Here is a 23,150-nt window from a genome sequence, read left to right on the forward strand (position 1 = left end):
GGCGCCGGCGCGGGTGCGCGGGCGGGTCAGAGCGGCCCCACCACCGGGGACGGCGCACTCTCCCGCCCGGCGCGGTCGACGGCGGTGACGGCGTACCGCAGGTCCTCGCCCGGGTCGGCGTCCCGGTAGCGGTCGGCCGTCGCCGCCGGCAGCAGTGTGGCGAGCAGCGCCGGATCGGCGGGCGGCAGCGGCCCGGGATCGCCGGCGTAGCGGTACACGGCGTACTGGAACGGCGGCGGGCCGTCCGGCCCGGGGGCGATCACCAGCTCGGACCCCTGTGCCCGGACCTGCGGCGTGCCGGGCCCCGCGCCCGCGCTCAGCCGGGGGAGCAGCGGGCCGAGCACCGGGCGCTGCCAGTGGTCGGCCGCCAGCCGGCTGATCGAGCCGATCCGGTCGGCCGCGAGGTCCCTGGCACTGAACAGGATGTCGCCGCCGACCGCGGGCAGTCCCGCGGTGGTCGTCAGGCCCGCGTTGAGGGTCAGGTGGCGGGAGAGCTCGGCCGGATCCTGCCAAGCTGCGGCCTGCCCGGCGGCGCCGGCCCGGTAGGAGGCCTGGCCGACCCACAGCTGGGTGTCGGTGCCGGCGGTCTGGGCGGCCCACCAGTGGGCGAGCGTGCCGTAGTCGGCGGAGGGATGGCCCAGGTGCCAGTAGAGCTGGGGCGCCACGTAGTCGAGCCAGCCCCGGCGGACCCAGCCGCGGCTGTCGGCGTACAGGCCGTCGTAGGACTCGAAGGCGGCGGTCGCCGAGCCCGCCGGGTCGGTGGAGGCGTTTCGCCAGACGCCGAACGGGCTGATGCCGAAGGCCGCCTCCGGGCGGGCGGCCCGGATCAGGTCGCTCATCTGCCGGACCATCAGGTCGACGTTGTACCGCCGCCAGTCGGCCCGGTGCTCGAAGTCGCGCCCGTACGCGGCGAAGGCCGCGTCGTCGGGGAACTCCTGCCCGGCGGCCGGGTACGGGTAGAAGTAGTCGTCGAAGTGCACGCCGTCGATCTCGTACCGGATGACGGCGTCCAGCATCGCCTGCTGGACGAAGGCACGGGCCGCGGGCACCCCGGGGTTGTAGTACAGCCCGCCGTTGTGGACCGCCGTCCAGTCGGGGTGGCGGCGGGCCGGGTGGCCGGGCGCCAGCCGGGTGGCGTCGGGCTGGGTGGAGACGCGGTAGGGGTTGAACCAGGCGTGGAGGGCCAGGCCGCGCTCGTGCGCCGCGCCGACCATGAACTCCAGCGGATCCCAGCCCGGGTCCTGACCCTGGGTGCCCGTCAGCCACTGCGACCACGGCTCGAAGGGCGAGGGCCAGAAGGCGTCGGCGGTCGGGCGGATCTGGACGAAGACGGCGTTGAGGTTGATCGCCACGGCCCGGTCGAGCAGCGCGGTGAACTCCGCGCGCTGCCGTTCGGCGGGCAGCCCGGGGGCGGACGGCCAGTCGATGTTGGCCACCGACGCGATCCACACCCCGCGCAGCGCGCGCTTCACGGCCGTCGGCTCCTCCCACGCCCCGGGGCGCACTTCGGCGCGCGTCGCCCGGGCCGCCCGCCCGGGGGCCGCCGCGTGCGCGACCGGGCCGATCCCGGTGGCGGCCAGGCCGAGCGCACCGCCGCCCAGGGCGGCGAGGAAGGTCCGGCGCCCGGAGCGGGGCGTGGGGGCCAGGGACATGGGGGCTCCTCGGGTGGGAGTGCGGGGCGGGCCGCAGCGCGCCGGCCGGGCAGGTCGCCCGCGACCGTGCCGACCACTGTGCCGTGGGCTGTCGAGGGGGCGTCAAGTGGCCATTGCGCAGCGCGCTCCGGGACTCCGCGCCCCCTGGAGCCCGCCCGGCGGCTCAGCGGGCCGGCTTGGCGGCGGTGTACAACCAGGCCTGGAACAGCGGCTGGAGATCCCGGTGGGAGATCTCCTCCGCGAGCCGGATCAGATCGCAGGTCCCCACGTTGCCGTAGCGGTACCGCTCGTTCCACTCGCGCAGCAGCCGGAAGAAGGCGTCGTCGCCGATGGTGCTGCGCAGCTCCTGGAGCGTCATCGCGCCCCGCAGGTAGACGACGTCGTAGTTGAACATCTCGTCCCGGCCCGGATCCCCGGTCTTCAGCTGCCAGAACGGGTCCCCCGCGGGAGTCGCGTAGAGGCCGTCGAAGGTCTCCTGGGCGGACGGTCCGCCGTGTTCCTCCTGCCAGAGCCACTCCGCGTAGGTGGCGAAGCCCTCGTTGAGCCAGATGTCCTGCCACGACGTGGGGGTGACGCTGTCGCCGAACCACTGGTGGGCGCTCTCGTGGACGACGGCGCTCTCGTCCGGCGGGCTGTCGTACACCGGACGGCTCTGCGTCTCCAGGGCGTAGCCGGCGTCGCTCGGGTCGATGACCCCACCCATCGAGTCGAACGGGTACCGGCCGAACTTGGTCACGCCCCACTGCTCGGCCGCCGCCGTCGCGCTGTGCAGGAAGGAGTCGTCCCCCGGGATCGCCGGGTCGTAGGCGGTGATGTTGGGGATCCCGTCGACCTGGGTCCGGGTCACGTCGAAGTTCCCGATCGCCACCATGGCCAGGTAGCTGGCCATCGGCTTCGCCATGGTCCAGGTGGCGGTGGTCCGCCCGTTGCCGGCCCGCGGCCGGCCCTGCGGTTCGCCGTTGGCCAGGGCCGTCACCCCGGTCGGCGTGGTGATGCGGAAGGTGTAGGTGGCCTTGTCCCGAAGGTCGTCGTTGACGGGATACCAGGTCCTGGCGCCGTCCGGTTCGTTGAGGGTGACGGCGCCGTCGTCCGTGTTGATCCAGCCGTAGAGGCCCAGGGCCGGATCGTTGATCGGCTCCGGCCGCCCTCCGTACCGGACCTGCACCGTGAAGTCCCGGCCCGGGCGCAGCGCCTCGGCCGGTACGACGGTGAGCTTCTGGCCCTCCCTCCGGTACGCCGCCTCCCTGCCGTCGACGGTGATCCGCTGGATCGGCGGGCCGGAGTAGTCCAGGGTGAACCGGGCGAGGCGGCGTTCCGCCCGCGCGGTGATGGTCGCCTCGGCCGCCAGCTCGTGGCTCGCGGGGGTGAAGTCGAGGCCGAGGTCGTAGTGCTGGACGTCGTACCCCTGGTTCCCCGACAGCGGGAAGTACGGGTCGCGGGCCCGCGTCTGCCCCTGATCGCCCCCGAGCGGCGCAACGACCGGGGCGGCGGTGGCCGGGGCCGTGCTGGCCGGGGCCGCGGTGAACAGGGCCGTCGCGCAGGTGACGCTCAGCGCCAGCGCGGCACACTCTCGACTCGTCATACAGCGCATGATCGGACATCTCCCGCGTCGTGCGCCCCGCGGGCGGGCGACACTCCAGGCCCGCGCCGGGACGCCACCCGGGTGGGCTACCGGGGCGCCGAGGGCGGGCTGACGTACCATCAGGGCGCCGCACCCGCCGCACCCGCCGCACCCGCCGCACCCACCGCGTCCGCCGTACCCACCGCGTCCGCCGCACCGGTTCCGCCGGTTCGGATGCTCCGAGCGGAGGAATTTCGGCCCGCCGCGTGTCAGCCGGCGCCGATCCCCGCCGATTGCCGCGAAGGTGGTGGCGGTCGACGGGCCGTTGCCCTGCGCGGCCCCGCTTCCCTCCCCCGCCCTGGAGGCCCTGTGCGTACCAGCTCCCTCCGCCGGCTCGCCGTCCCGGTCGCGGCGGGCATCGTGGCCGTGCTGCTCACCGGCTCCGGGCCGCACCGGCCGCCCGCGCTCGTCCTGTCGCCGGCCGGGGCGGGGGTCGAGCTGGCCGCGGACCTGGACCGGCTGTTCACCGACCCGCTGCTGACCGGCGCCCAGATCTCCGCCGAGGTCGCCGACGCCGCCACCGGCGAGGTGCTGTACCAGCGCTCGCCCGAGGCGCTGATGCTGCCCGCCTCCACGCTCAAGACCGTCACCGCGGCCGCCGCCCTGGACCTGCTCGGCGGCGAGCACCGGTTCACCACCGAGGTCCTCGTCGCCGGGCACCGCTCGGGCAGCGACGCGCTGGACGGCGACCTGGTGCTGCGCGGCGGCGGCGATCCCAGCCTGCTGCCCGCCGACCTGGACACCCTCGCCCGGCAGGTGGCGCAGAGCGGGATCACCAGCGTCTCCGGTGCCGTGCTCGCCGACGCCTCCCGCTACGACGGCGTGCCGCTCGGCGAGAACTGGGCCTGGGACGACCAGCCGTACTACTACAGCCCGCAGATCTCCGCGCTGACGATGGCCACCGACACCGACTTCGACGCGGGCACCGTCCGGCTCACCGTGACGCCTGCCGCCACCCCCGGGCAGCCCGCCGAGGTCCGGGTGACGCCGGCCGAGGCTCCCGTCCGGCTGACCGGCCGGATCTCCACCGGCCCGGCGGGCGGCGACTACGGCGTGGACGTCACCCGCCGCCTCGGCGGCAACGAGATCGTGCTGGCCGGCAGCCTGCCGGCGGACGGTGGCGCCGCCGAGGAGTGGGTCACCGTGGAGGACCCGGCCCGGGTGACCGCCGCCGTCTTCGCGGCCGCCCTCGCCCGGCACGGCGTCGCCGTCGGGCACCCCGTGGACGCGGGCCGGGCCCCGGCCGACGCCACGGTGCTCGCCCGGCACGACTCGGCGCCGGTCGCCGACCTGCTGGTGCCCTTCCTCAAGCTGAGCAACAACGCCATCGCCGAGCACCTGGTGAAGGAGATCGGCAAGGTCCGGGCGGGTTCGGGCAGTTGGCAGGCCGGCCTCGCCGAGGTCACCGCCTTCCTGCACCGCGCCGGGCTGGACGCCACACCCGCCCGCCAGGCCGACGGCTCGGGGCTGTCGCGGCACAACCTGATGAGTGCCCAGCGGTTCACGGCGCTGCTGGGCTTCGCCCGCCGGCAGACCTGGTTCCCGGCCTGGCACGACGCGCTGCCCGTCGCCGGGGATCCGCGCCGGATGGTCGGCGGCACCCTCAGCAGGCGGATGACGGGCACCGTCGCCGCCGGCCGGGTGCACGCCAAGACCGGCTCCATGACGGGGGCGGACGCGCTGACCGGCTATGTCGACACCACGGACGGGCGCACGCTCGCCTTCACCGTGCTGCTGAACGACTTCGCGGGCGCCAGCCCCCGGGCGGTGATCGACCGCATTGCCGTACGCCTGGCGGGTGGGAGCGCGGCGGCCGCCGTCACCCCGCCCGCGCCGCAGGACGACCCGGCGCTCTCCCGCACCCGCGGCCGACTCGGTGGCAGCACCCGGGACTGGGAGAACTGCACGGAGGGTAGGGCCTGCTGAGCCGGTATCGGTTCGTGTGCGATGGCCGGCCCGAGGGCCCGGCGCCGAGCCGGGCAGCCGCCCGGAACAGCAACGGAGAGGAGCCGGCGGCCATGAGGACACCGGCAGGCCGGCCCGCCCGGCCCCCGCACCGGCCGTCACCGCGCCGTCGGCCGGCCGCCGTGCTGGCCGCGCTGGCGCTACTGGCCCTCGCCGCGCCCGGGTGCAGCCGCCCCACCGACGGCGACGGCGGTGAGATCCCGGCCGTGCCCGGCGGGGCGTACTCCATCGCCCTCGCCGAACCCGACCACCTCACCCCCGGCCGCACCACCAGCAGCTACGCACTGCAGATCATCGAGGGCCTGTTCGACACCCCCGTCACCCTGGACCCGGCCGACGGCCACGTCCTCCCGCTCGCCGCCACCTCGCTCGACTCCGCCGACCAGAAGGTCTGGACGATGCGGCTGCGCCCCGACGGCGTCTTCCACAACGGTGAGCGCGTGACCGCCCGCAGCTTCGCCGACGCCTGGAACGCCGCGGCGTACGGCCCCAACGCCTGGGAGAGCAACTACTACTTCGCCCAGATCGAGGGCTACCCCGAGCTCAACCCCGAGGGCGGCCGGCCGCCGGCGGCCGAGCGGCTCTCCGGCCTCAAGGTGCTCGACGACAACACCCTCCAGATCACCCTCGGCGCGCCGTTCAGCCAGTTCCCGATGCTGCTGGCCTTCCCCGCCTTCGCGCCGCTGCCCTCCGGCGCGCTGGGCGACCCCGAGCGCTTCGACGTCCACCCCGTCGGCAACGGCCCGTTCGAGATGGACGGCGACTGGCAGCACAACCGGCTGGTCAGCCTCAGACGCGCGCCCGGCTACACCGGCGCCCGCCCGCCGATGGCCGACGCCGTCCACTTCAAGATCTTCACCAGCAAGGACACCGCCTTCACCGAACTCCGGGCCGGCCACGTCGACTTCCTCACCAACGTGCCGGCCGCCCGGGCCTTCGAGGCCAGGCGCACCTTCGGCAAGCGCTACTCGGTGCGTCCCAGCGGCACCATGGACTACCTCGGCCTGCCGCTGTGGGACCGGCGCTACGCCAGCCCCGACCTGCGCCGCGCCCTGTCGATGGCGATCGACCGCTACGGCATCACCCGGGCCATCTACAACGAGGTCTACCTGCCCGCCGACTCGGTGGTGGCCGCGATGATCCCCGGCCACCGCGACGGGGCCTGCGGGGAGACCTGCGCCTACCGCCCCGCCGAGGCCAAGCGCCTGTTCGACCGGGCCGGCGGCTTCTCCGGGCCGCTGGAGCTGTACTTCGCCAACTCCGACCCCACCTATGAGCAGTGGATGACCGCCGTCGCCAACCAGCTCAAGCAGAACCTGGGCATCAGGGACATCACCTTCCGCAAGATGCCCGGCGCCGACCTCGGCCCGATCCTCAACGGCCGCAAGGGCAGCGGCCCCTACCGGCAGAACTGGGTCATCGACTACCCGAGCATGCAGAACTACCTGGCCGGCCTCTACAACCGGGACAACCGGATGGGCTGGAGCAACCCCGCCTTCGACGACCTGGTCGCCCGTGGCAACGCGGCCCCCACCCCGCAGCAGAGCATCGAGCTGTACCACCGGGCGGAGGACATCGCACTCGGCGAGCTGCCGCTGATCCCGCTCTGGAACTGGCAGGACCAGTCCGCCTGGAGCACCCGGGTCGGCAACGTCCTGATCGACCCGTACATCACCGGGCTGCATCTGGACAAGGTCACCGTCCGGCACTGAGACCACCGCCTCCCCAGGCACCGGCACCCGACCGAGAGGGGCAGCTCTGATGGGCAGGTTCGTCGCCCGCCGCCTGCTGCACGCGATCCCCGTACTGCTGGCCACCACCTTCCTGATCCACTCGCTGGTCTTCGTGCTGCCCGGCGACCCGATCCAGGGCCTGGCCGGCGACCGCCCGGTACCGCCGGCCGTCCTCGCCGAGCTGCACGCCCGCTACCACCTGGACGACCCGCTGCTCGTCCAGTACCTCAAGTACCTCGGCGGGCTGCTCACCGGCGACTTCGGCCGGACCTTCACCGGCGAACAGGTCTCCGACGTGATCGCCGAGCGCTGGCAGGTGACACTCAGACTCGGGCTGACCGCCTGGCTGTTCGAGACCGTCCTCGGGGTGGCGCTCGGCGTCTGGGCCGGGCTGCGCAAGGGCCGCTGGGCGGACAACCTGGTGCTGGCCGGCACCACCCTGGTCATCGCCGTCCCGGTCTACATCGTCGGCTACCTCGCCCAGCTCGTCCTCGGCGTACGGTTCGGCTGGTTCCCCGTCTCCGGCGCGGAGGACGGCTGGCCGCTCGCCTACCTGCTGCCCGGCCTGGTGCTGGCCTCCTTCGGACTGGCCTACGTCGCCCGGCTCACCCGCACCTCGCTGGTGGAGAACCTGCGCGCCGACTACGTCCGCACCGCCGACGCCAAAGGGCTCTCCCGGCGCCGCGTGGTCGTCCTGCACACCCTGCGCAACTCGCTGATCCCGGTGGTGACCTTCCTCGGGATCGAGCTGGGCTCGCTGATGGCCGGAGCCGTCGTCACCGAGTACATCTTCAACCTCCCCGGGATCGGCCAGCAGGTCTTCCAGTCCATCCAGCTGCGCGAGGGCCCGACCGTGGTCGGCATCACCACCGCCCTGGTACTGGTCTTCATCACGGCCAACCTGCTCGTCGACCTCCTGTACGGTCTGCTCGACCCGAGGATCCGCCATGACTAGCCTCCAGCGGGCCGCCGAGCCCGCCCCGCCCGCCGGGCCGCCCGCGCCCGAGCCGGCGCCCGCGAAGGCGGCCGGGCCCGCCGCGCCCGCCTCGCTCGGCCGGGACGCCTGGTGCCGGCTGCGCGAGCGCCCGGTGGTCTGGGCGTGCCTCGCCGTCGTCCTGGTGATCGTGCTGATGGCCGCCGTACCGGACCCGTTCATCGCGGTGCTGACCGACGACAGCGGGCGCTGCGAACTGGCCGACTCCCGGGTCGGCCCCAGCGCGCAGCACCCCTTTGGCTTCGACCTCCAGGGCTGCGACTACCTCGCCCAGGTCGTCCGCGGCAGCCGCCCCTCGCTGGTCGCCGGCCTCGCCGTCACGGCCGGCGCGCTGCTGCTCTCCGTCCTGCTCGGCCTGCTCGCGGGCTTCTACGGCGGCTGGGTCGACACCCTGCTCTCCCGGCTCACCGACGTCTTCTTCGGGCTGCCGTTCATCCTCGGCGCCACCGTGATCCTGGTCGCCTTCCCCGACCACGGCCTCGGGGCGATGACCCTCGTCCTGGTCGCGCTCGGCTGGACCACCATGACCAGGGTGATGCGCTCCCAGGTGATCGGGGTGAAGGACGCCGACTACGTGCAGGCCGCGCGCTCCACCGGGGCCGGCCCGGTGCGCCTGATGGTTCGTCACATCCTGCCGAACGCCGTCACCCCCGTCGTGGTGGTCGCGATGCTGAACATCGGGAACGTGATCTCGGGGGAAGCCACCCTGGACTTCCTCGGCGTCGGCCTGCAGTACCCCGCCCTCTCCTGGGGGCTGCAACTCAACGCCGCGCAGAGCTATTTCCTGGACTTCCCGCATCTGCTGCTGTTCCCGGCGCTGTTCCTGTCGGCGACGGTGCTGAGCTTCATCCTGCTCGGCGACGCCGTCCGCGACGCCTATGACCCCAAGCTCAGATGAGGCGCGGGGTCGGCGGGGCGTGCTCCGCGTACGGGCGCGGACCGGCCTCCCGGGTGTGCGCCCGCGGCGGTTCGCGCGGCGGAGTGTCGTGGGGCCGGCCGGCGCGGGCCCGGTGCTAGCCTCGGTGCGCCGGGGATCCGGGTGAGCTGAAGGTTCGTCAGCGAACCTCCTGTGCTGCTCCGCCCTCGGTGGTCCACCGGCTCCCCATCCCCTGCTGAAGGCGAGTCGACAGTGGATCACGAGGTTTCACGACGCGGACTCCTGGGCGCCGCCGGTGCGGTCGCCGCCGGCGCCTCCATCACCGCGCTGGCCCCTGGCCGGGCGTGGGCCGCAGCCGCGACGGGTGACGCCGCCGCCCCGGGCGATCCCGGCGACCTGAGGGTGCTGCCGGGGGACGGCCGGTACGAGACCCTCAGCCAGGGCTTCAACCAGCGCTGGACCAGCGAGCCGCGCTACATCCAGCTGATCGCCCACGACGCGGGCGCGGTGTCGGCGGTCCGTGAGGCCCTCGACCGAGGCCTACGGCCCACCGTGCGCAGCGGCGGGCACTGCTACGAGGACTTCGTGGAGAACACCGGCGGCGCCATCCTCGACCTGAGCACCAGGAAGGGCGTGTACCGGACGAAGGACAAGTACGGTGCCACCACCTACTGCGTGGAGGCGGGTGCCACCAACTGGGACGTGTACACCCAGCTGTTCCGCCGGTACGACGTGACGCTGCCCGCCGGGTCCTGCTACTCGGTCGGCGCCGGCGGCCACATCTGCGGTGGCGGCTACGGCGTCCTCAGCCGGCGCGACGGGCTGACCGTCGACCACCTGGTGCAGGTGGACGTCGTCACGGTCCGCGGCGGCCGGGTCGAGGTCACCAGCGCGCACCGCTCGGACGAGGCGGGCTCGGCCACCGCCGAGCTGTTCTGGGCGCACACCGGCGGCGGGGGCGGGAACTTCGGGGTGGTGCTGCGGTACTACTTCGCCGAGCTGCCGAAGCCGCCCGCCCGGGTCTGGCTCAGCAGTATCGCCTGGCCGTGGGCCGACATCCTGAAGAAGCCGGAGGACTTCAGCCGGCTGATGAAGAACTTCGGCGAGTTCTTCGCCGCGCACAGCTCCGCGCGTGAGCCCGTCTACCACCGGCTGTTCAGCATCCTCAAGCTCACCCACCGCACCAACGGCAACATCGCGCTGTTCAGCCAGTGGGTGGGGGAGGACACCGGCCCGCTGGACGAGTTCCTGGCCGCGATCGAGTCCGGCCTGGACACCCCGGCGACCGTCCAACTGGCCGAGGCCGGCGGCCTGTTCCTGCCCTACCCGGACCGCCGCCGGCAGATGCCCTGGCTCCAGGCCACCCAGACGCTCAACGGGTCGGGCGCCAACCAGCGCGGCAAGTACAAGTCCGCCTACCACCGCAAGCCGTTCTCGGACGAGAACATCGCCGCCACCTGGACCTGGCTGACCAGGGACGTCCCGGGACTGGACCTGACCCAGACGCTGGTCCAGATCGATTCCTACGGCTGCCGCATCAACGCCGTCGACCCGTGCACCACCGCCGTACCCCAGCGCGACTCCTGCATGAAGCTGCAGTACCAGACGTACTGGACCGTCCCCGCCCAGGACGAGGCCCACCTGGAGTTCCTCCGGGGCTTCTACCAGGACGTCTACCGGGAGACGGGCGGCGTTCCGGAGATCAGCGACGCGACCCGCGACCTGGGCACGGACGGTGCCTACGTCAACTACCCGGACGTCGACCTCGGCATCGCCACCGACCCGGCGCCGAGCTACCCGCGCCTGTACTACAAGGAGAACTATCCGCGGCTCCAGCAGGTCAAGCGCGACTGGGACCGGGGGAACGTGTTCCACCACAAGCAGTCCATCGTCGCACCGGCCTGAGCGCCCGCCCGCGCGCGCCGGTGGAACACCACCGCTGAGCGCCCGCCGCGCCCGCCGCCCGTCAGTCCGGGTCGGGCGCGGCGGTGACGCGGCCGGAGCGGACGGCCTCCTTCAGGGCCTGGTGGTCGCGCTCGTTCTGGTCGGCGTAGCTCTCGGCGAAGCGGGTCAGCGCCCGCTCGAAGCTGTCGCTGCGGCCCAGGTAGGACGCGATGGCGATCCGGTCGCCGGACCTGGCATGGGCGCGGGCCAGGGTCGCCCCGCAGAGCTCGCCGAATGCCTCCAGCCCGCGTGGCAGCATCTGCTCCGGTTGCGCGATGCCCTTCCAGTCGCGCAGCTGGCGGATGTAGAAGTCGCGCCGCTTGCCGTCGATGCCGTCCACGCGCTCCCAGCCGAGGAAGATGTCGCTCGCGGCCTGCATCATCCGCTGCCCGGCGACCACCCGCTCGCCCTGGTTCTGGTACTTGCTGGCGCCGGTGTGGGGGGCGAGCACCGAGGTGTCGGCCTCCTTGGCCTGGAGGAACAGCGGGTCGTCGCCGTCCCTGCCGAGCAGCAGGATGATCCAGCACCTGGTGCCCACGCTCCCCACCCCGACGACCTTGCGTGCGACGTCCACCACCCGGAACTGCCCGAGCAGCGCGCGGCGGTCGGTGGGCAGCGAGTGGCTGTAGTGGTCCAGCAGCGTGGTCAGCTCGGCCACCAGGGCGCTGCGCTCGACGTCCGGCAGCAGGTCGGTGATCGGCACCAGCAGCGGCGGGTCCGCGGCGATCCGCCGTTGCCCGCCGACCACCTCGGTGAGCTTGTCTGAGGCCTGCAGGCTGTCCCGGGTGCGGGCCTTTGCCATCTCCCGATCCAGCACCTTGCGGCCGCGCTTCTTCAACTGCTCGGCGGCCGCCGCCCGCAGCCGGTCCTCGTCGGCTCTGGCGTACCAGACGTCCAGGTTGCGCATCCCGGCGAAGGTGTGCATCCAGGTGCGGTACGAGCGCACCGTGGTGAGCACGATGGCATGGCGCTCCGCGTCCGTGAACTCGTTGGCGCGCGAGGCGATGACCATGCTGGTCGCCAGCCGCTTGACGTCCCACTCCCACGGGCCGGGCAGCGTCTCGTCGAAGTCGTTGATGTCGAACAGCAGGTTGCGCTCCGGGGACGCCAGGAACCGGAAGTTCAGCAGGTGGGCGTCCCCGCACAGCTGCGCCTTGATGCCGGAGCGGGGGGTGTCCGCCAGGTCGTTGGCCATGATGGCCGCGGCGCCGCGGTAGAAGCGGAACGGCGACTCGGTCATCCTGCCGTAGCGGATCGGGACGAGGTCGGGCAGCCTGGCCGCCGACTGGCGCTCCAGGACGTCCACCGGGTCGGGGCGCTTCGCGGCGGGCTCGAAGTCGGCGTGGCTGGAGCGGGGCGTCTGCTTGCGGGCGGCCCGGCCCCGCTCGGCGCGCTCCTCGGGGGTGCGGTGCGGCACGGCGCCGACGGCGGTGGGCTGGTTCGGGCTCATCGAGGTCCTCCTCAGCGAGTGGAACTCCTCCGATCATCCTGGTGCGGTGCGCATCCGGCATCATCTGCCGCCCGGCAAGTGGGGATACTCGCTGGTCAGCGTGGCCGCGCCGGTGCTGGGCGGGTGACGACCGACTGTCGCGCCCGTACCGGCCCCCGGGCCGGGCCGGTAACGGGCGATCGTCAGCGGTAGCAGTAGGAGTCCGAGGAGGCGTCACCGCCCGACAGGTGCGTCTGGTGCACCCGCAGGCCGTGGAAGTCCGCGCCGTGCGGGAAGAAGCGGGGGTCGACCACCAGGCCGCCGTGGGTGGTGTCGGCGTCCAGCTTGATCATCCACGGGTCGATCCCGCCGGGGTAGAACTGGTCGTCCCAGGAGCCGTACAGCGAGTTGGTGAGGTAGACCCGCCGGCCGTCCCGGCTCAGCTCCACCATCTGCGGTCCGCCGGTGAGCGGAACGTCGGGCGCGGTGGGGTGCGGGGCGCCGGCGGCGATGCCGCCGAGCCGGACCGTCGCGGTCAGCCGGGGGTGGAAGGGGTCGCGCACGTCGTACTGCAGCAGCTCGCCGGTGCCCCAGGCCGAGACGTAGAGCCAGCGGTCGTCCACCGAGAGGTTGATGTCGGTGACCAGCGGCGGCACCGCGCCGAAGGGCTGGAGGGCCGGCGGCAGATCCTCGCTCTTGGCGGGCCGCGCGGGTATGTCGATCACCTTGCGGACGGCGAAGGCGGCGCCGTCCCGGTACCAGATCCACACCGAGGCGGAGAGGTCCTCCACGCTGACCACGACCCCGACGAAACCCCACTCCTGCTCCGGGTCGTGCGCCGGGCGGACCTCCAGCACCATCTGGTGCTCGTCGCCGAACTCCACCCGCTGGAGGTGGCGGCCGGAGTCGAGCTCCCAGAAGTGCAGCGCGTGGCCGTACTTGCGGCCGAGCAGCAGCTCGGGCACGACACCGTCCTCGACCATCGACGGCGTGCCCCACTCGCTGGTGACGGCGGTGTTGGTGCCCAGGTGCCACCATACGTCGTAGGCGAAGCGCTGTGGCCCGCGCTCGCTCTCCCAGGCGCGCTGCACCTCGAAGGTGGTGTGGTCCAGCAGCGCCACGCCGCCGGGCCCGTCGGCGCCGTCCGCGCCGCCGAGGCAGGAGAGGAAGACGCCGCCGGGCCCGCAGTGCAGGGTGTGCGGGCGCGAGTAGCCGGCCCGCTCGGCAAGCTCCTCGGCGCTCACCACCTTGACCAGCCGGGGGCGGACCGGGTCGGGCCGGGTGTCCATGACGTGCAGCCGGGAGGAGCGCAGGCCCGGCAGCAGCAGGTAGCGCCGCTCGGGCCGGTCGTGGCAGGTGTGCGCGAGCGCGCTGGAGCAGGCGTTCCAGCCGAAGTGGTGCAGCTCGTCGCCCGGCCCGGGCAGCTCGGCCAGGTTCAGCACCTGCCCGTACGTGGGCGACCCGGGGTCGGTGTCCACGGTGATGAGGGCGTCCGGCCGGCTCGCCGAGCGGTCGAACCCGGCGACGTAGGCGAGCTTCTCCGGCGGCGCCGCGACGGCCTCGGCCGGGCTGCGGTACAGCGTCGGGTCGGTGTGCCGTCTCTCCTGCGGCCCGTGCTCGGGCCCGCCGTCGCTCCGGGTGGCATCGCTCATCACGGCTCCTCATCTCGATCTGGTGCGGCGCGGGCCGCGGACGGTGAGAGAGAACTTGCCGCACCCGGGGCACGGCCCTCGCAGCCTGCCACAGACACCGGAGCGCGCACAGGGCGCACGGAAGCGGGACCGGCTCTGCGGCTCCACCGGCCCCACCGCCAACTGGCCTCCCCGGGCCGCCCGCTTTCGGGTGACATCCCGGCCCGCCTTGACCGGCGCCCGCGCGGGCCGGATGAGGATCGCCGGTGGCCGGGCGCGACGACCGCCCCGCCGACAACCGGTCACGGGCCGGCCCGCCCGGGGCCGGCGGGCAGTTTGGGAGGATGCATTGCACATCCTGCTGGTCGCAAGCGCGTTCAACAGTCTGACGCAGCGTGTCCACACCGAACTCGGTGACCGCGGTCACGCGGTGTCCGTGGTGCTGGACTCCGGCGAGGGCGCACTCGCCGAGGCCGTCCAGCGGTACGAGCCGGACCTGGTCATCGCCCCGATGCTGAAGACCGCCATCCCCCCGGAGGTCTGGTCCGCGCACACCTGCCTGGTCGTGCACCCGGGTCCGGTGGGCGACCGCGGACCCTCCTCGCTCGACTGGGCCGTCCAGGAGGAGGCCGGCCGATGGGGCGTCACCGTCCTCCAGGCGGCCGCCGAGCTGGACGCCGGCCCCGTCTGGGCCACCGCCGAGCTCGCGGTGCCGCCGGTCGGCAAGAGCGACCTGTACCGCAACGAGGTGTCCGACGCGGCGCTCACCGCCGTCCTGCTGGCGGTGGAACGATTCGCCTCCGGCAGCTACGTCCCGCAGTCGCAGGAGGGTACGGTCTGCCACGCCCGGCCGTACCTGCGCCAGGAGCAGCGCCGGATCGACTGGCAGTCGGACCCCACCGGGACGGTGCTGCGCAAGCTGCGCGCGGGTGACTCCAATCCCGGTGTGCTGGACGAACTCCTCGGCGCCGAATGGTTTCTGCACGGCGGTCACCCGGAGGACGAACTGCGCGGCCGGCCAGGTGAACTGTTGGCCACCCGGGCCGGCGCGATCTGCCGGGCCACCACCGACGGCGCGGTGTGGATCCCCCAGCTGCGCCCGCGCCGCTCCCCGGGCGGGCCGGCCACCTTCAAGCTCCCCGCCACCCTGGCGCTGGTCGACCGGCTGCCCGCCCTGCCCGAGGTGCCCGCGCCGCCGGATCCCCACCCGCCGGGGGGGACCTGGACGGACATCCGCTACCGGGAGGAGGGCCCGGCCGGCTTCCTCTCCTTCGCCTTCCCCGGCGGCGCGATGAGCACCACCCAGTGCCGGCGCCTGCTGGCCGCCTACCGCACGGCCTGTGCCCGGCCCACCTCGGTGCTGGTGCTCGGCGGCGCCCGCGACTTCTTCTCCAACGGCATCCACCTCAACGTGATCGAGGCGGCCGCCGACCCCGCCGAGGAGTCCTGGGCGAACATCAACGCCATGGACGACCTGGTGGAGGCCGTCCTGACCACCACCGACCGCCTGGTGGTCTCCGCGCTCGGTGGCAACGCCGCCGCGGGCGGGGTGATGCTGGCGCTGGCCGCGGACGAGGTGTGGTGCCGGGCCGGCGCGGTGCTCAACCCGCACTACCGGCTGATGGGCCTCTACGGTTCGGAGTACTGGACGTACTCGCTGCCCCGCCGGGTCGGTGACGCCGTGGCCGAGCAACTGGTGCGTCGCGCGCTGCCGGTCTCGGCCGCGACCGGGCAGCGGCTCGGGCTGGTCGACCGGCTGGTGGAGTGCGGCCCGCAGGACTTCGCCGCGGAGGTGGCCCGCCTCGCCGCGCTGACGGCGGCGCTGCCCGCCGTGCAGGCCCGGATCGCGGCGAAGAAGGCGGAGCGCGAGCGCCAGGAGGCCGTCAAACCGCTGGCCTCCTACCGCGCCCAGGAGCTGGCCCGGATGCGCCGGATCTTCTTCGATCCCGAGCAGCCCTACCACGCGCTGCGCCGGGCCTTCGTCCGCAAGGAGGCACAGCCCGGGACGCCCGCGCAGCTGCTGCCGGGCGCCCGTACCGCGACCGTCCCGCTGCCCGGGCGGGCCGGGGCACATCACCGGAATGGCGGTCTCTGATGTCTCACGGCGGCCCGCCGTTGCGCACGCTGGGGGCTGGTGTGTGGGTTGTCCTCACGCACCTCCCCGCACACCTCCCCGAGGAGGCCTCGCAATGAGTGCCACAGTTCCGACCACGGCCGAGACCACCGGCTCATCCCGATCCGTCGAGGAGGAGCCCCCCATCCACATCCTCTGGATCAACGCCGGCCTGAGCTGCGACGGTGACTCTGTGTCACTGACGGCCGCGACCCAGCCCAGCATCGAGGAGATCGCACTCAGCGCGCTGCCCGGTCTGCCCAAGATCGCGGTGCACTGGCCGCTGATCGACTTCGAGTGCGGGCCGGTCCAGGGTGCCGACACCTTCATCGAGTGGTTCTTCAAGGGGGAGCGGGGTGAGATCGACCCGTTCGTACTGGTCATCGAGGGCTCGATCCCCAATGAGGCGATCAAGCCCGAGGGCTACTGGTGCGGCTTCGGCGACAATCCCGAGACCGGCCAGCCGATCACCACCAGCGAGTGGATCGACCGGCTCGCGCCCAAGGCCCTGGCCGTGGTCGCCATCGGCACCTGCGCCACCTACGGCGGCATCCACGCGATGGAGGGCAACCCGACCGGCGCCATGGGCGTGCCGGACTACCTGGGCTGGAACTGGAAGTCCAAGGCCGGCATCCCGATCGTCTGCGTGCCGGGCTGCCCGATCCAGCCGGACAACTTCTCCGAGACGCTGGTGTACCTGCTGTACCAGGCGACCGGCCAGGCCCCGATGATCCCGCTGGACGACCACCTGCGCCCGACCTGGCTGTTCGGTGCCACCGTGCACGAGGGCTGCGACCGGGCCGGCTACTACGAGCAGGGCCAGTTCGCCACCACCTACGACTCTCCCAAGTGCCTGGTGAAGCTGGGCTGCTGGGGCCCGGTGGTCAAGTGCAACGTGCCCAAGCGTGGCTGGATGAACGGCATCGGCGGCTGCCCCAACGTCGGCGGCATCTGTATCGCCTGCACCATGCCCGGCTTCCCGGACAAGTTCATGCCGTTCATGGACGAGCCGCCCGGGGCGAAGGTCTCCAGCACCGCGAGCGCCGCGTACGGCTCGGTGATCCGCACGCTGCGCGCGGTCACGGCCCGGACGGTGGACAAGGAGCCCAAGTGGCGCCACACGGGCAAGAAGCTGGCCACCGGCTACCGGCCGCCCTGGTGAGGCGCGGTCACCTCGTCAGCACCGGCCGGCCGAGCCCGGCCCCGGGCCCCCGCCCGGGACCGGGCTCGCACCCGAACCGCCCCGCAGATCTCACCGCAGACCTCCCCGTACCAAGAAGGGCACGGCAGACACGATGACTCAGACGACGAAGGCCGGAGACGGCAGCGGCCTGGTGGAGATGTCCTGGGACCCGATCACCCGGATCGTGGGCAGCCTCGGCATCCACACGAAGATCGACTTCAAGCAGAAGAAGGTCGCGGAGTGCTACAGCACCTCCTCGGTCTTCCGCGGGTACAGCGTCTTCATGCGCGGCAAGGACCCCCGGGACGCGCACTTCATCACCAGCCGCATCTGCGGCATCTGCGGGGACAACCACGCGACCTGCTCGGTGTACGCGCAGAACATGGCCTACGGGGTGAAGCCGCCGAACCTCGGTGAGTGGATCATCAACCTGGGCGAGTCCGCCGAGTACATGTTCGACCACAACATCTTCCAGGAGAACCTGGTCGGGGTCGACTACTGCGAGCGGATGGTCCGCGAGACCAACCCCGGCGTGCTGGAGAAGGCCGAGCGTACTCCGGCGCCGCACGCCGGTGAGCACGGCTACAAGACCATCGCGGACATCATGCGCTCGCTCAACCCGATCGAGGGCGAGTTCTACCGTGAGGCCCTCCAGGTCAGCCGCTACACCCGGGAGATGTTCTGTCTGATGGAGGGCCGCCACGTGCACCCCTCCACCCTCTACCCCGGTGGCACCGGCACCATCGCCTCCGTCCAGCTCTTCACCGACTACCTCAGCCGCCTGATGCGGTACGTGGAGTTCATGAAGCGCGTCGTCCCGCTGCACGACGACCTGTTCGACTTCTTCTACGAGGCGCTGCCGGGCTACGAGGAGGTCGGCCGCCGGCGGGTCATGCTCGGCTGCTGGGGCGCGCTCAACGACCCCGAGTACTGCGACTTCACCTACCGCAACATGACCGACTGGGGCCGGCGGATGTTCGTCACCCCCGGCATCGTGGTGGACGGCAAGCTGGTCACCAACGACCTCACCGAGATCAACCTCGGCATCCGGATCCTGCTCGGCAGCTCGTACTACCAGGACTGGGAGGGCAAGGAGCAGTTCGTCACCCACGACCCGCTCGGCAACCCGGTCGACCCGCGCCACCCCTGGAACCAGCACACCATCCCCGCCCCGCAGAAGCGGGACTTCAACGACAAGTACAGCTGGGTGATGTCGCCGCGCTGGTTCGACGGCAAGGACTACCTGGCGCTGGACACCGGCGGCGGCCCGATCGCCCGCCTGTGGTCCACCGCGCTCTCCGGCCTGGTCGACATCGGCTACGTCAAGGCCACCGGGCACAGCGTGGTGATCAACCTGCCGAAGACCATGACCAAGCCCGAGACCACCTTCGAGTGGAAGATCCCGCAGTGGAGCAACGCGCTGGAGCGCAACCGCGCCCGCACGTACTTCCAGGCCTACGCCGCCGCCGTGGCCCTGCACTTCGCCGAGAAGGGGCTGGCCGAGGTCCGCGCCGGACGCACCCAGACCTGGGAGAAGTTCGAGGTGCCGGACGAGGGCCTGGGCGTCGGCTTCACCGAGGCGGTCCGCGGCGTGCTCTCGCACCACATGGTGATCCGGGACGGCAAGATCGCCAACTATCACCCCTACCCGCCGACCCCCTGGAACGCCAGCACCCGGGACACCTACGGCACCCCCGGGCCGTACGAGGACGCGGTGCAGAACACCCCGATCTTCGAGGAGAACACCCCGGAGAACTTCAAGGGCATCGACATCATGCGGGCCGTGCGCAGCTTCGACCCCTGCCTGCCCTGCGGCGTCCACATGTACCTCGGCGAGGGCAAGAGCGTCCAGAAGATGCACGTGCCCACCGGCCTGAGCGGGCTGGGCGGATGAGCGCCGCGGCGGAGGCCGGCCGGCGGGTCGAGGAGATCCTCGACCGGCTGGCGGCGAGCGGCGAGCGCGAGGCCCGCGACAGCGCGGAGGAACTGGTCCGGGTCCTGATGGACTTCTACGGCGCGGCGCTCGCCCGGATGGTGGAGCTGCTGGGCACCGGCCCGGCCGTGTCGGCGCTGCTGGGCGACGAACTGACGGCCGGCCTGCTCGTCCTGCACGACCTGCACCCCGAGGACACCGCCCGGCGGATCTCCCGCGCCATGGCGAGCGTACGCGGCCACTCGGTCGAGCAGGCGGGCTACGACGACGCCACGGGCACCCTGCGGGTACGGCTGGTCTCGGCCGGCGGCTGCGGCTGCCCCAGCACCGGCGAGGGGGCCCGGCAGGCCGTCCAGGACGCCATGGCGTGCTTCGCGCCGGAAGTGACGCAGGTGAAACTGGAGGACAGCGGCAAGGAGCCCGCGCTGCTGCAGATCTCCACCCGGCCGGTGGTCGCCGCCGGTTCGGTGCACGCTTCATGACGGCCCGCCAGGACTGGTCGCTGCGCAGGTTCGTGGCACCCAAGCCGCCCAGGGAGGAGCGCTGCGAGCTCTGCGCGGTGCCGCTGGCCGGTCACGGCCACCGGCATCTGGTCGACACCGAGAAGCGCGCGCTGGCCTGCGCCTGCACGCCCTGCGCGCTGCTCTTCGAGAGCACCGGCGCGGCCGGCGGGCGCTTTCGCACCGTCCCCGGCCGCTACCTGGTCGACCCCGACCACAGCCTGGACGACACCGCCTGGGAGCAGCTCCAGATCCCGGTCGGCGTGGTGTTCTTCTTCCGCAACGCCGACCTGGACCGGCTGGTGGCGCTCTACCCGAGCCCGGCCGGCGCGACCGAGAGCGAACTGGACCCCGACACCTGGCAGCACGTGCTCGGCGCCAGCCGGCTCGCCCAACTGCTCGAACCCGACGTGGAGGCGCTGCTGCTGCGCCGCACCGAGGGGCGGATCGAGTGCTTCCTGGTGCCGATCGACATCTGCTATGAACTGGTCGGCCGGATGCGGCTGCACTGGCAGGGCTTCGACGGCGGCGCCCGGGCCCGGGCCGAACTGGACGGCTTCTTCGAGCACGTCACCGGCAGGGTGCGCGCGGCCGACCGGGAGGTCCGGACGTGACCGAGTTCGCCTTCAGCTGCACCGGCGTACGGGCGGACCGCTACGCCGCCGGACCGACCCTGCTGTTCCGGCTGCGGATCACCGCCACGGGTCAGGAGCCCTCCCAGCCGGCCCGGGTGCACGCGATCGCGCTCCGCTGCCAGCTGCGCATCGAGCCGGCCCGGCGTGGCTACGGGCCCGCCGAGGCGGACGCGCTGGCCGACCTGTTCGGTGAACGCTCGCGCTGGAGCAGGACACTCCAGCCGCTGCAGTTCGCGCAGGTCTCGATGGTGGTGCCCGGCTTCACGGGGGAGACCGAGATCGACCTCCCGGTGCCGTGCAGCTACGACCTGGACATCGCCGCCAGCCGGTATTTCCACGCCCTGAGCGAGGGTGAGGTGCCGCTGCTGATGCTCTTCTCCGGCACCGCCTTCACCGGCGCCGCCGGGTTCAACGTCGAGCCGGTGCCGTGGGACCGCGAGACGACCTGCCGGCTGCCCGTCCCGGTCTGGCAGGAGATGATCGAGCAGCACTTTCCCGGGTGCGGCTGGATCAGGCTGCCCAGGGACACCATGGACGCACTGCTGGCCTTCCGCTCCCGGCGGGCGCTGCCCTCCTGGGAGGAGACCCTCCGGACGCTGCTCGACACCGCGGGAGCCGGCGAGGACCAGGCCCGGGGCGGCGAGGCCTGCACGCTCTCCGGTACCTCGGTGCCGTTGGTCACCGAGAGGACGGTGTCGTGACGACCTCCACCCTCACCCCGGATCCGGAGACCCGGTTCGCCGCCGCCCGGCAGGTCGCCGACGCGGTGCTCTTCGAGGGCTACGTGTTGTACCCCTACCGGGCCTCCGCGGCCAAGAACCGGATGCGCTGGCAGTTCGGCGTCCTGGTGCCGCCCGGCTGGGGCGCCGACAGCGGCGAGCACGTCCTCCAGCGCACCGAGTGCCTGATGGAGCCCAGGGTGGATGCGACCCTCCATGTCGAACTGCGCTTCCTGCACGCCCAGCGGCGGACGGTCCAGCGGCTGCTGCCCGACGGCGGGTACGAGACGGTGCCCGCCCTGGACCTGCCCGACCGGGTGCTGACCCCCTGGGACGAGGGCGTCGAGGAGCGCATCCAACTGGCCGTCTCCGTCGCCGAACTGGCCGGCGACGGACGGACCCTGGCGTTCACCCGCTCGGCGCACGAGGAGAGCGAGGCCGTCCGCGACGGCGCTGGGAACCCGGTGGGCCGCCTGCTGCGCCGCCGGGAGGAGGTGAACGGCGTCGTCCGGCTGAGCGCCGCCGAGCTGCCCGGGCCGTACGCCGTCCAGCGCCTGACGGCCGTGGTGGAGAACACCGGTGACTGGGCACCGCAGGGTGAGGGCGCCGGGGCCGACCGTGAGGCGGCGCTGCCGCACTCGCTGGTCTCGGCGCACCTGATGCTCGGCCTGAGCAGCGGCTCGTTCCTCTCCATGGCCGACCCGCCGGAATGGGCCAGGGTCGCCGCCGCGTCCTGCGAGAACCTGCACACCTGGCCGGTGCTGGCGGGTGAGTGCGGCCGGGCGGACGTGGTGCTCTCCTCGCCGATCATCCTGGAGGACCACCCGGCGATCGCCCCGGAGAGCCCGGGTGCGCTCTACGACGCGCTGGAGATCGACGAGATCCTCGCCCTGCGCACCGCCGCGCTGACCGACCAGGAGAAGCGCGAGGCACGCGGCACCGACGACCGGGCGGCGGCCGTCATCGACCTCGCCGACTCGATGCCCCCCGAGGTGCTGGAGCGGCTGCACGGCGCCGTCCGGACGCTGCGCGAGGTCACCCAACCCGGCGCTTCGTGTCCCACGGTGGTGCCCTCGGCCGCCGCCTCGGTGGACGAGGTCGACCTGGTGATGCCCGAGACCCCGTGGTGGGATCCGGCGAGCGATGGCAGCTTCGACCCCGCCCGGGACACCGTGCTGGTCGAGGGCCGGACGGTCGGCGCGGGCAGCAGGGTACGGCTGCTGCCCGGCCACCGCCGCACCGACGCCCAGGACCTCTTCCTGCACGGGCTGGACGCCCAGGTCGAGGCGGTGCTGCACGACGTGGACGGCGGGGTGCACCTGGCCGTCACCGTCGATGGCGACCCGGGTGCGGACATCCGCCGCGAGCAGGGCCGCTTCCTCTACTTCCAGCCCGACGAGGTGTCACCCCTGGAGGACGCGTGAACGCGCAGGACCACCCGCGGACCCTGGTCGCCGGGGTCGGCAACATCTTCCTCGGCGACGACGGCTTCGGTGTCGAGACCGTCCGCCGTCTGGCCGCGCTGCCGCTGCCGGGCCGTGTGGAGACGGTGGACGTCGGAGTGCGCGGCGTCCATCTCGCCTACCAGCTGCTGGACGGGTACGACACGCTGATCCTGGTCGACGCCACCGCCAGGGGCGGTCCGCCCGGCACCCTCTACCTGATCGAGGCGGCCGCACCCGGTGACATCGAACCCGACCAGGCCCTGCTGGACGGGCACCGGATGTCCCCGGACGCGGTGCTGGCCCTGCTGGGCACCCTCTGCGCGGGCACCGGTGGCACCGCGCCCAGGCGCATCCTGGTGGTGGGCTGCGAGCCGGCCGGCGTCGAGGAGGGCATCGGGCTCAGCCCCCCGGTGGCCCAGGCGGTGCCGGAGGCCGTCCAACTGGTGCTCCGGCTGCTGGAGGAGGACGGGCCGGCGCGGCTGCTGCCCGATGCCCTGGCCGGACCGGCGGCGAACTGAGGCCGCCGACCGGACGGCGGGTACGGCGGCCGCGAACCGGCGGCCGGCCGGCACCCGCCGAGCGGCTGTGAACCGACGCTGTGAACCGACGCGCGGGCACGACCTGACGAGTCGGCCGTGAACCGACGAGAAGAGAGAAGACCATCATGAAGAAGACCCTCCTCTGCGGGGTGGCCACCGCCCTGGCGGTCCTGGCGGCGGCGCTGTTCCTGCCGGACATCAAGCGGTACCTGAAGATCAGCCGGATGTGAGCGCCGG

Annotated in this window: 18 protein-coding genes; 14 read left to right on the forward strand and 4 right to left on the reverse strand. The window is 72.9% G+C overall.

The window, feature by feature from the left end:
* Positions 1-26 precede the first annotated feature (26 nt).
* Positions 27-1,652 (reverse strand): glycoside hydrolase family 10 protein, encoded by a 1,626-nt coding sequence (locus ACIBH3_RS26820; protein WP_396314637.1) that lies wholly within the window; start codon positions 1,650-1,652, stop codon positions 27-29.
* A 163-nt stretch (positions 1,653-1,815) separates the two neighbouring features.
* Entirely contained in the window at positions 1,816-3,234 is a 1,419-nt protein-coding gene (locus tag ACIBH3_RS26825) for a M1 family metallopeptidase (RefSeq protein WP_396314638.1), read from the reverse strand.
* Between the two features lie 348 nt (positions 3,235-3,582).
* On the opposite strand from ACIBH3_RS26825, the gene dacB reads away from it, so the two are divergent.
* The 5 genes from dacB (at position 3,583) to ACIBH3_RS26850 (ending at position 10,747) form a co-directional block, all read left to right on the forward strand.
* Complete coding sequence (dacB, locus tag ACIBH3_RS26830) at positions 3,583-5,199, forward strand: D-alanyl-D-alanine carboxypeptidase/D-alanyl-D-alanine-endopeptidase (RefSeq protein ID WP_396314639.1); 1,617 nt, start codon at positions 3,583-3,585, stop codon at positions 5,197-5,199.
* A gap of 92 nt (positions 5,200-5,291) precedes the next feature.
* Positions 5,292-6,950 (forward strand): ABC transporter substrate-binding protein, encoded by a 1,659-nt coding sequence (locus ACIBH3_RS26835; RefSeq protein WP_396314640.1) that lies wholly within the window; start codon positions 5,292-5,294, stop codon positions 6,948-6,950.
* Positions 6,951-6,999: 49 nt separating this feature from the next.
* Positions 7,000-7,926, forward strand: coding sequence for an ABC transporter permease (locus tag ACIBH3_RS26840; protein ID WP_396314641.1), 927 nt, complete (start codon positions 7,000-7,002; stop codon positions 7,924-7,926).
* A complete protein-coding gene (locus tag ACIBH3_RS26845) occupies positions 7,919-8,863 on the forward strand; it encodes an ABC transporter permease (RefSeq protein ID WP_396314642.1) in 945 nt (314 codons plus the stop codon). Before ACIBH3_RS26840 ends, ACIBH3_RS26845 begins: the two co-directional genes overlap by 8 nt.
* A gap of 231 nt (positions 8,864-9,094) precedes the next feature.
* Positions 9,095-10,747 (forward strand): FAD-binding oxidoreductase, encoded by a 1,653-nt coding sequence (locus ACIBH3_RS26850; protein ID WP_396314643.1) that lies wholly within the window; start codon positions 9,095-9,097, stop codon positions 10,745-10,747.
* 61 nt (positions 10,748-10,808) lie between these two features.
* On the opposite strand, the gene ACIBH3_RS26855 is transcribed toward ACIBH3_RS26850, so the two are convergent.
* Positions 10,809-12,236 (reverse strand): DUF2252 domain-containing protein, encoded by a 1,428-nt coding sequence (locus ACIBH3_RS26855; RefSeq protein ID WP_396314644.1) that lies wholly within the window; start codon positions 12,234-12,236, stop codon positions 10,809-10,811.
* A 182-nt stretch (positions 12,237-12,418) separates the two neighbouring features.
* Complete coding sequence (locus ACIBH3_RS26860; protein ID WP_396314645.1) at positions 12,419-13,867, reverse strand: selenium-binding protein SBP56-related protein; 1,449 nt, start codon at positions 13,865-13,867, stop codon at positions 12,419-12,421.
* A 328-nt stretch (positions 13,868-14,195) separates the two neighbouring features.
* Between ACIBH3_RS26860 and ACIBH3_RS26865 the strand changes: the two genes are divergently transcribed.
* The 9 genes from ACIBH3_RS26865 (at position 14,196) to ACIBH3_RS26905 (ending at position 23,143) form a co-directional block, all read left to right on the forward strand.
* The gene (locus ACIBH3_RS26865; RefSeq protein ID WP_396314646.1) at positions 14,196-15,941 is read left to right on the forward strand and encodes a hydrogenase maturation protein; all 1,746 of its coding nucleotides are present in this window, start codon (positions 14,196-14,198) and stop codon (positions 15,939-15,941) included.
* Positions 15,942-16,035: 94 nt separating this feature from the next.
* Positions 16,036-17,121, forward strand: coding sequence for a hydrogenase expression protein HypE (locus ACIBH3_RS26870; protein ID WP_396314647.1), 1,086 nt, complete (start codon positions 16,036-16,038; stop codon positions 17,119-17,121).
* Between the two features lie 133 nt (positions 17,122-17,254).
* Positions 17,255-19,036, forward strand: coding sequence for a nickel-dependent hydrogenase large subunit (locus tag ACIBH3_RS26875; RefSeq protein ID WP_396314648.1), 1,782 nt, complete (start codon positions 17,255-17,257; stop codon positions 19,034-19,036).
* Positions 19,033-19,557 carry a hypothetical protein gene (locus ACIBH3_RS26880; protein WP_396314649.1) on the forward strand — a complete coding sequence of 175 codons (525 nt, stop codon included), beginning with the start codon at positions 19,033-19,035 and terminating at the stop codon, positions 19,555-19,557. The genes ACIBH3_RS26875 and ACIBH3_RS26880 overlap by 4 nt, the downstream gene beginning before the upstream one ends.
* Positions 19,554-20,189, forward strand: a complete 636-nt coding sequence (locus tag ACIBH3_RS26885) for a DUF5947 family protein (protein ID WP_396314650.1) — start codon at positions 19,554-19,556, stop codon at positions 20,187-20,189. Before ACIBH3_RS26880 ends, ACIBH3_RS26885 begins: the two co-directional genes overlap by 4 nt.
* A complete protein-coding gene (locus ACIBH3_RS26890; protein WP_396314651.1) occupies positions 20,186-20,911 on the forward strand; it encodes a DUF6084 family protein in 726 nt (241 codons plus the stop codon). The genes ACIBH3_RS26885 and ACIBH3_RS26890 overlap by 4 nt, the downstream gene beginning before the upstream one ends.
* Positions 20,908-22,353, forward strand: coding sequence for a hypothetical protein (locus ACIBH3_RS26895; protein WP_396314652.1), 1,446 nt, complete (start codon positions 20,908-20,910; stop codon positions 22,351-22,353). Before ACIBH3_RS26890 ends, ACIBH3_RS26895 begins: the two co-directional genes overlap by 4 nt.
* Complete coding sequence (locus tag ACIBH3_RS26900) at positions 22,350-22,892, forward strand: hydrogenase maturation protease (RefSeq protein WP_396314653.1); 543 nt, start codon at positions 22,350-22,352, stop codon at positions 22,890-22,892. The genes ACIBH3_RS26895 and ACIBH3_RS26900 overlap by 4 nt, the downstream gene beginning before the upstream one ends.
* Positions 22,893-23,038: 146 nt before the next feature.
* Positions 23,039-23,143, forward strand: coding sequence for a DUF6893 family small protein (locus tag ACIBH3_RS26905; protein ID WP_396314654.1), 105 nt, complete (start codon positions 23,039-23,041; stop codon positions 23,141-23,143).
* Positions 23,144-23,150: the final 7 nt, after the last annotated feature.

Origin of the sequence: Kitasatospora sp. NPDC050543, from assembly GCF_044457565.1 — a bacterium.
GTDB lineage: Bacteria > Actinomycetota > Actinomycetes > Streptomycetales > Streptomycetaceae > Kitasatospora.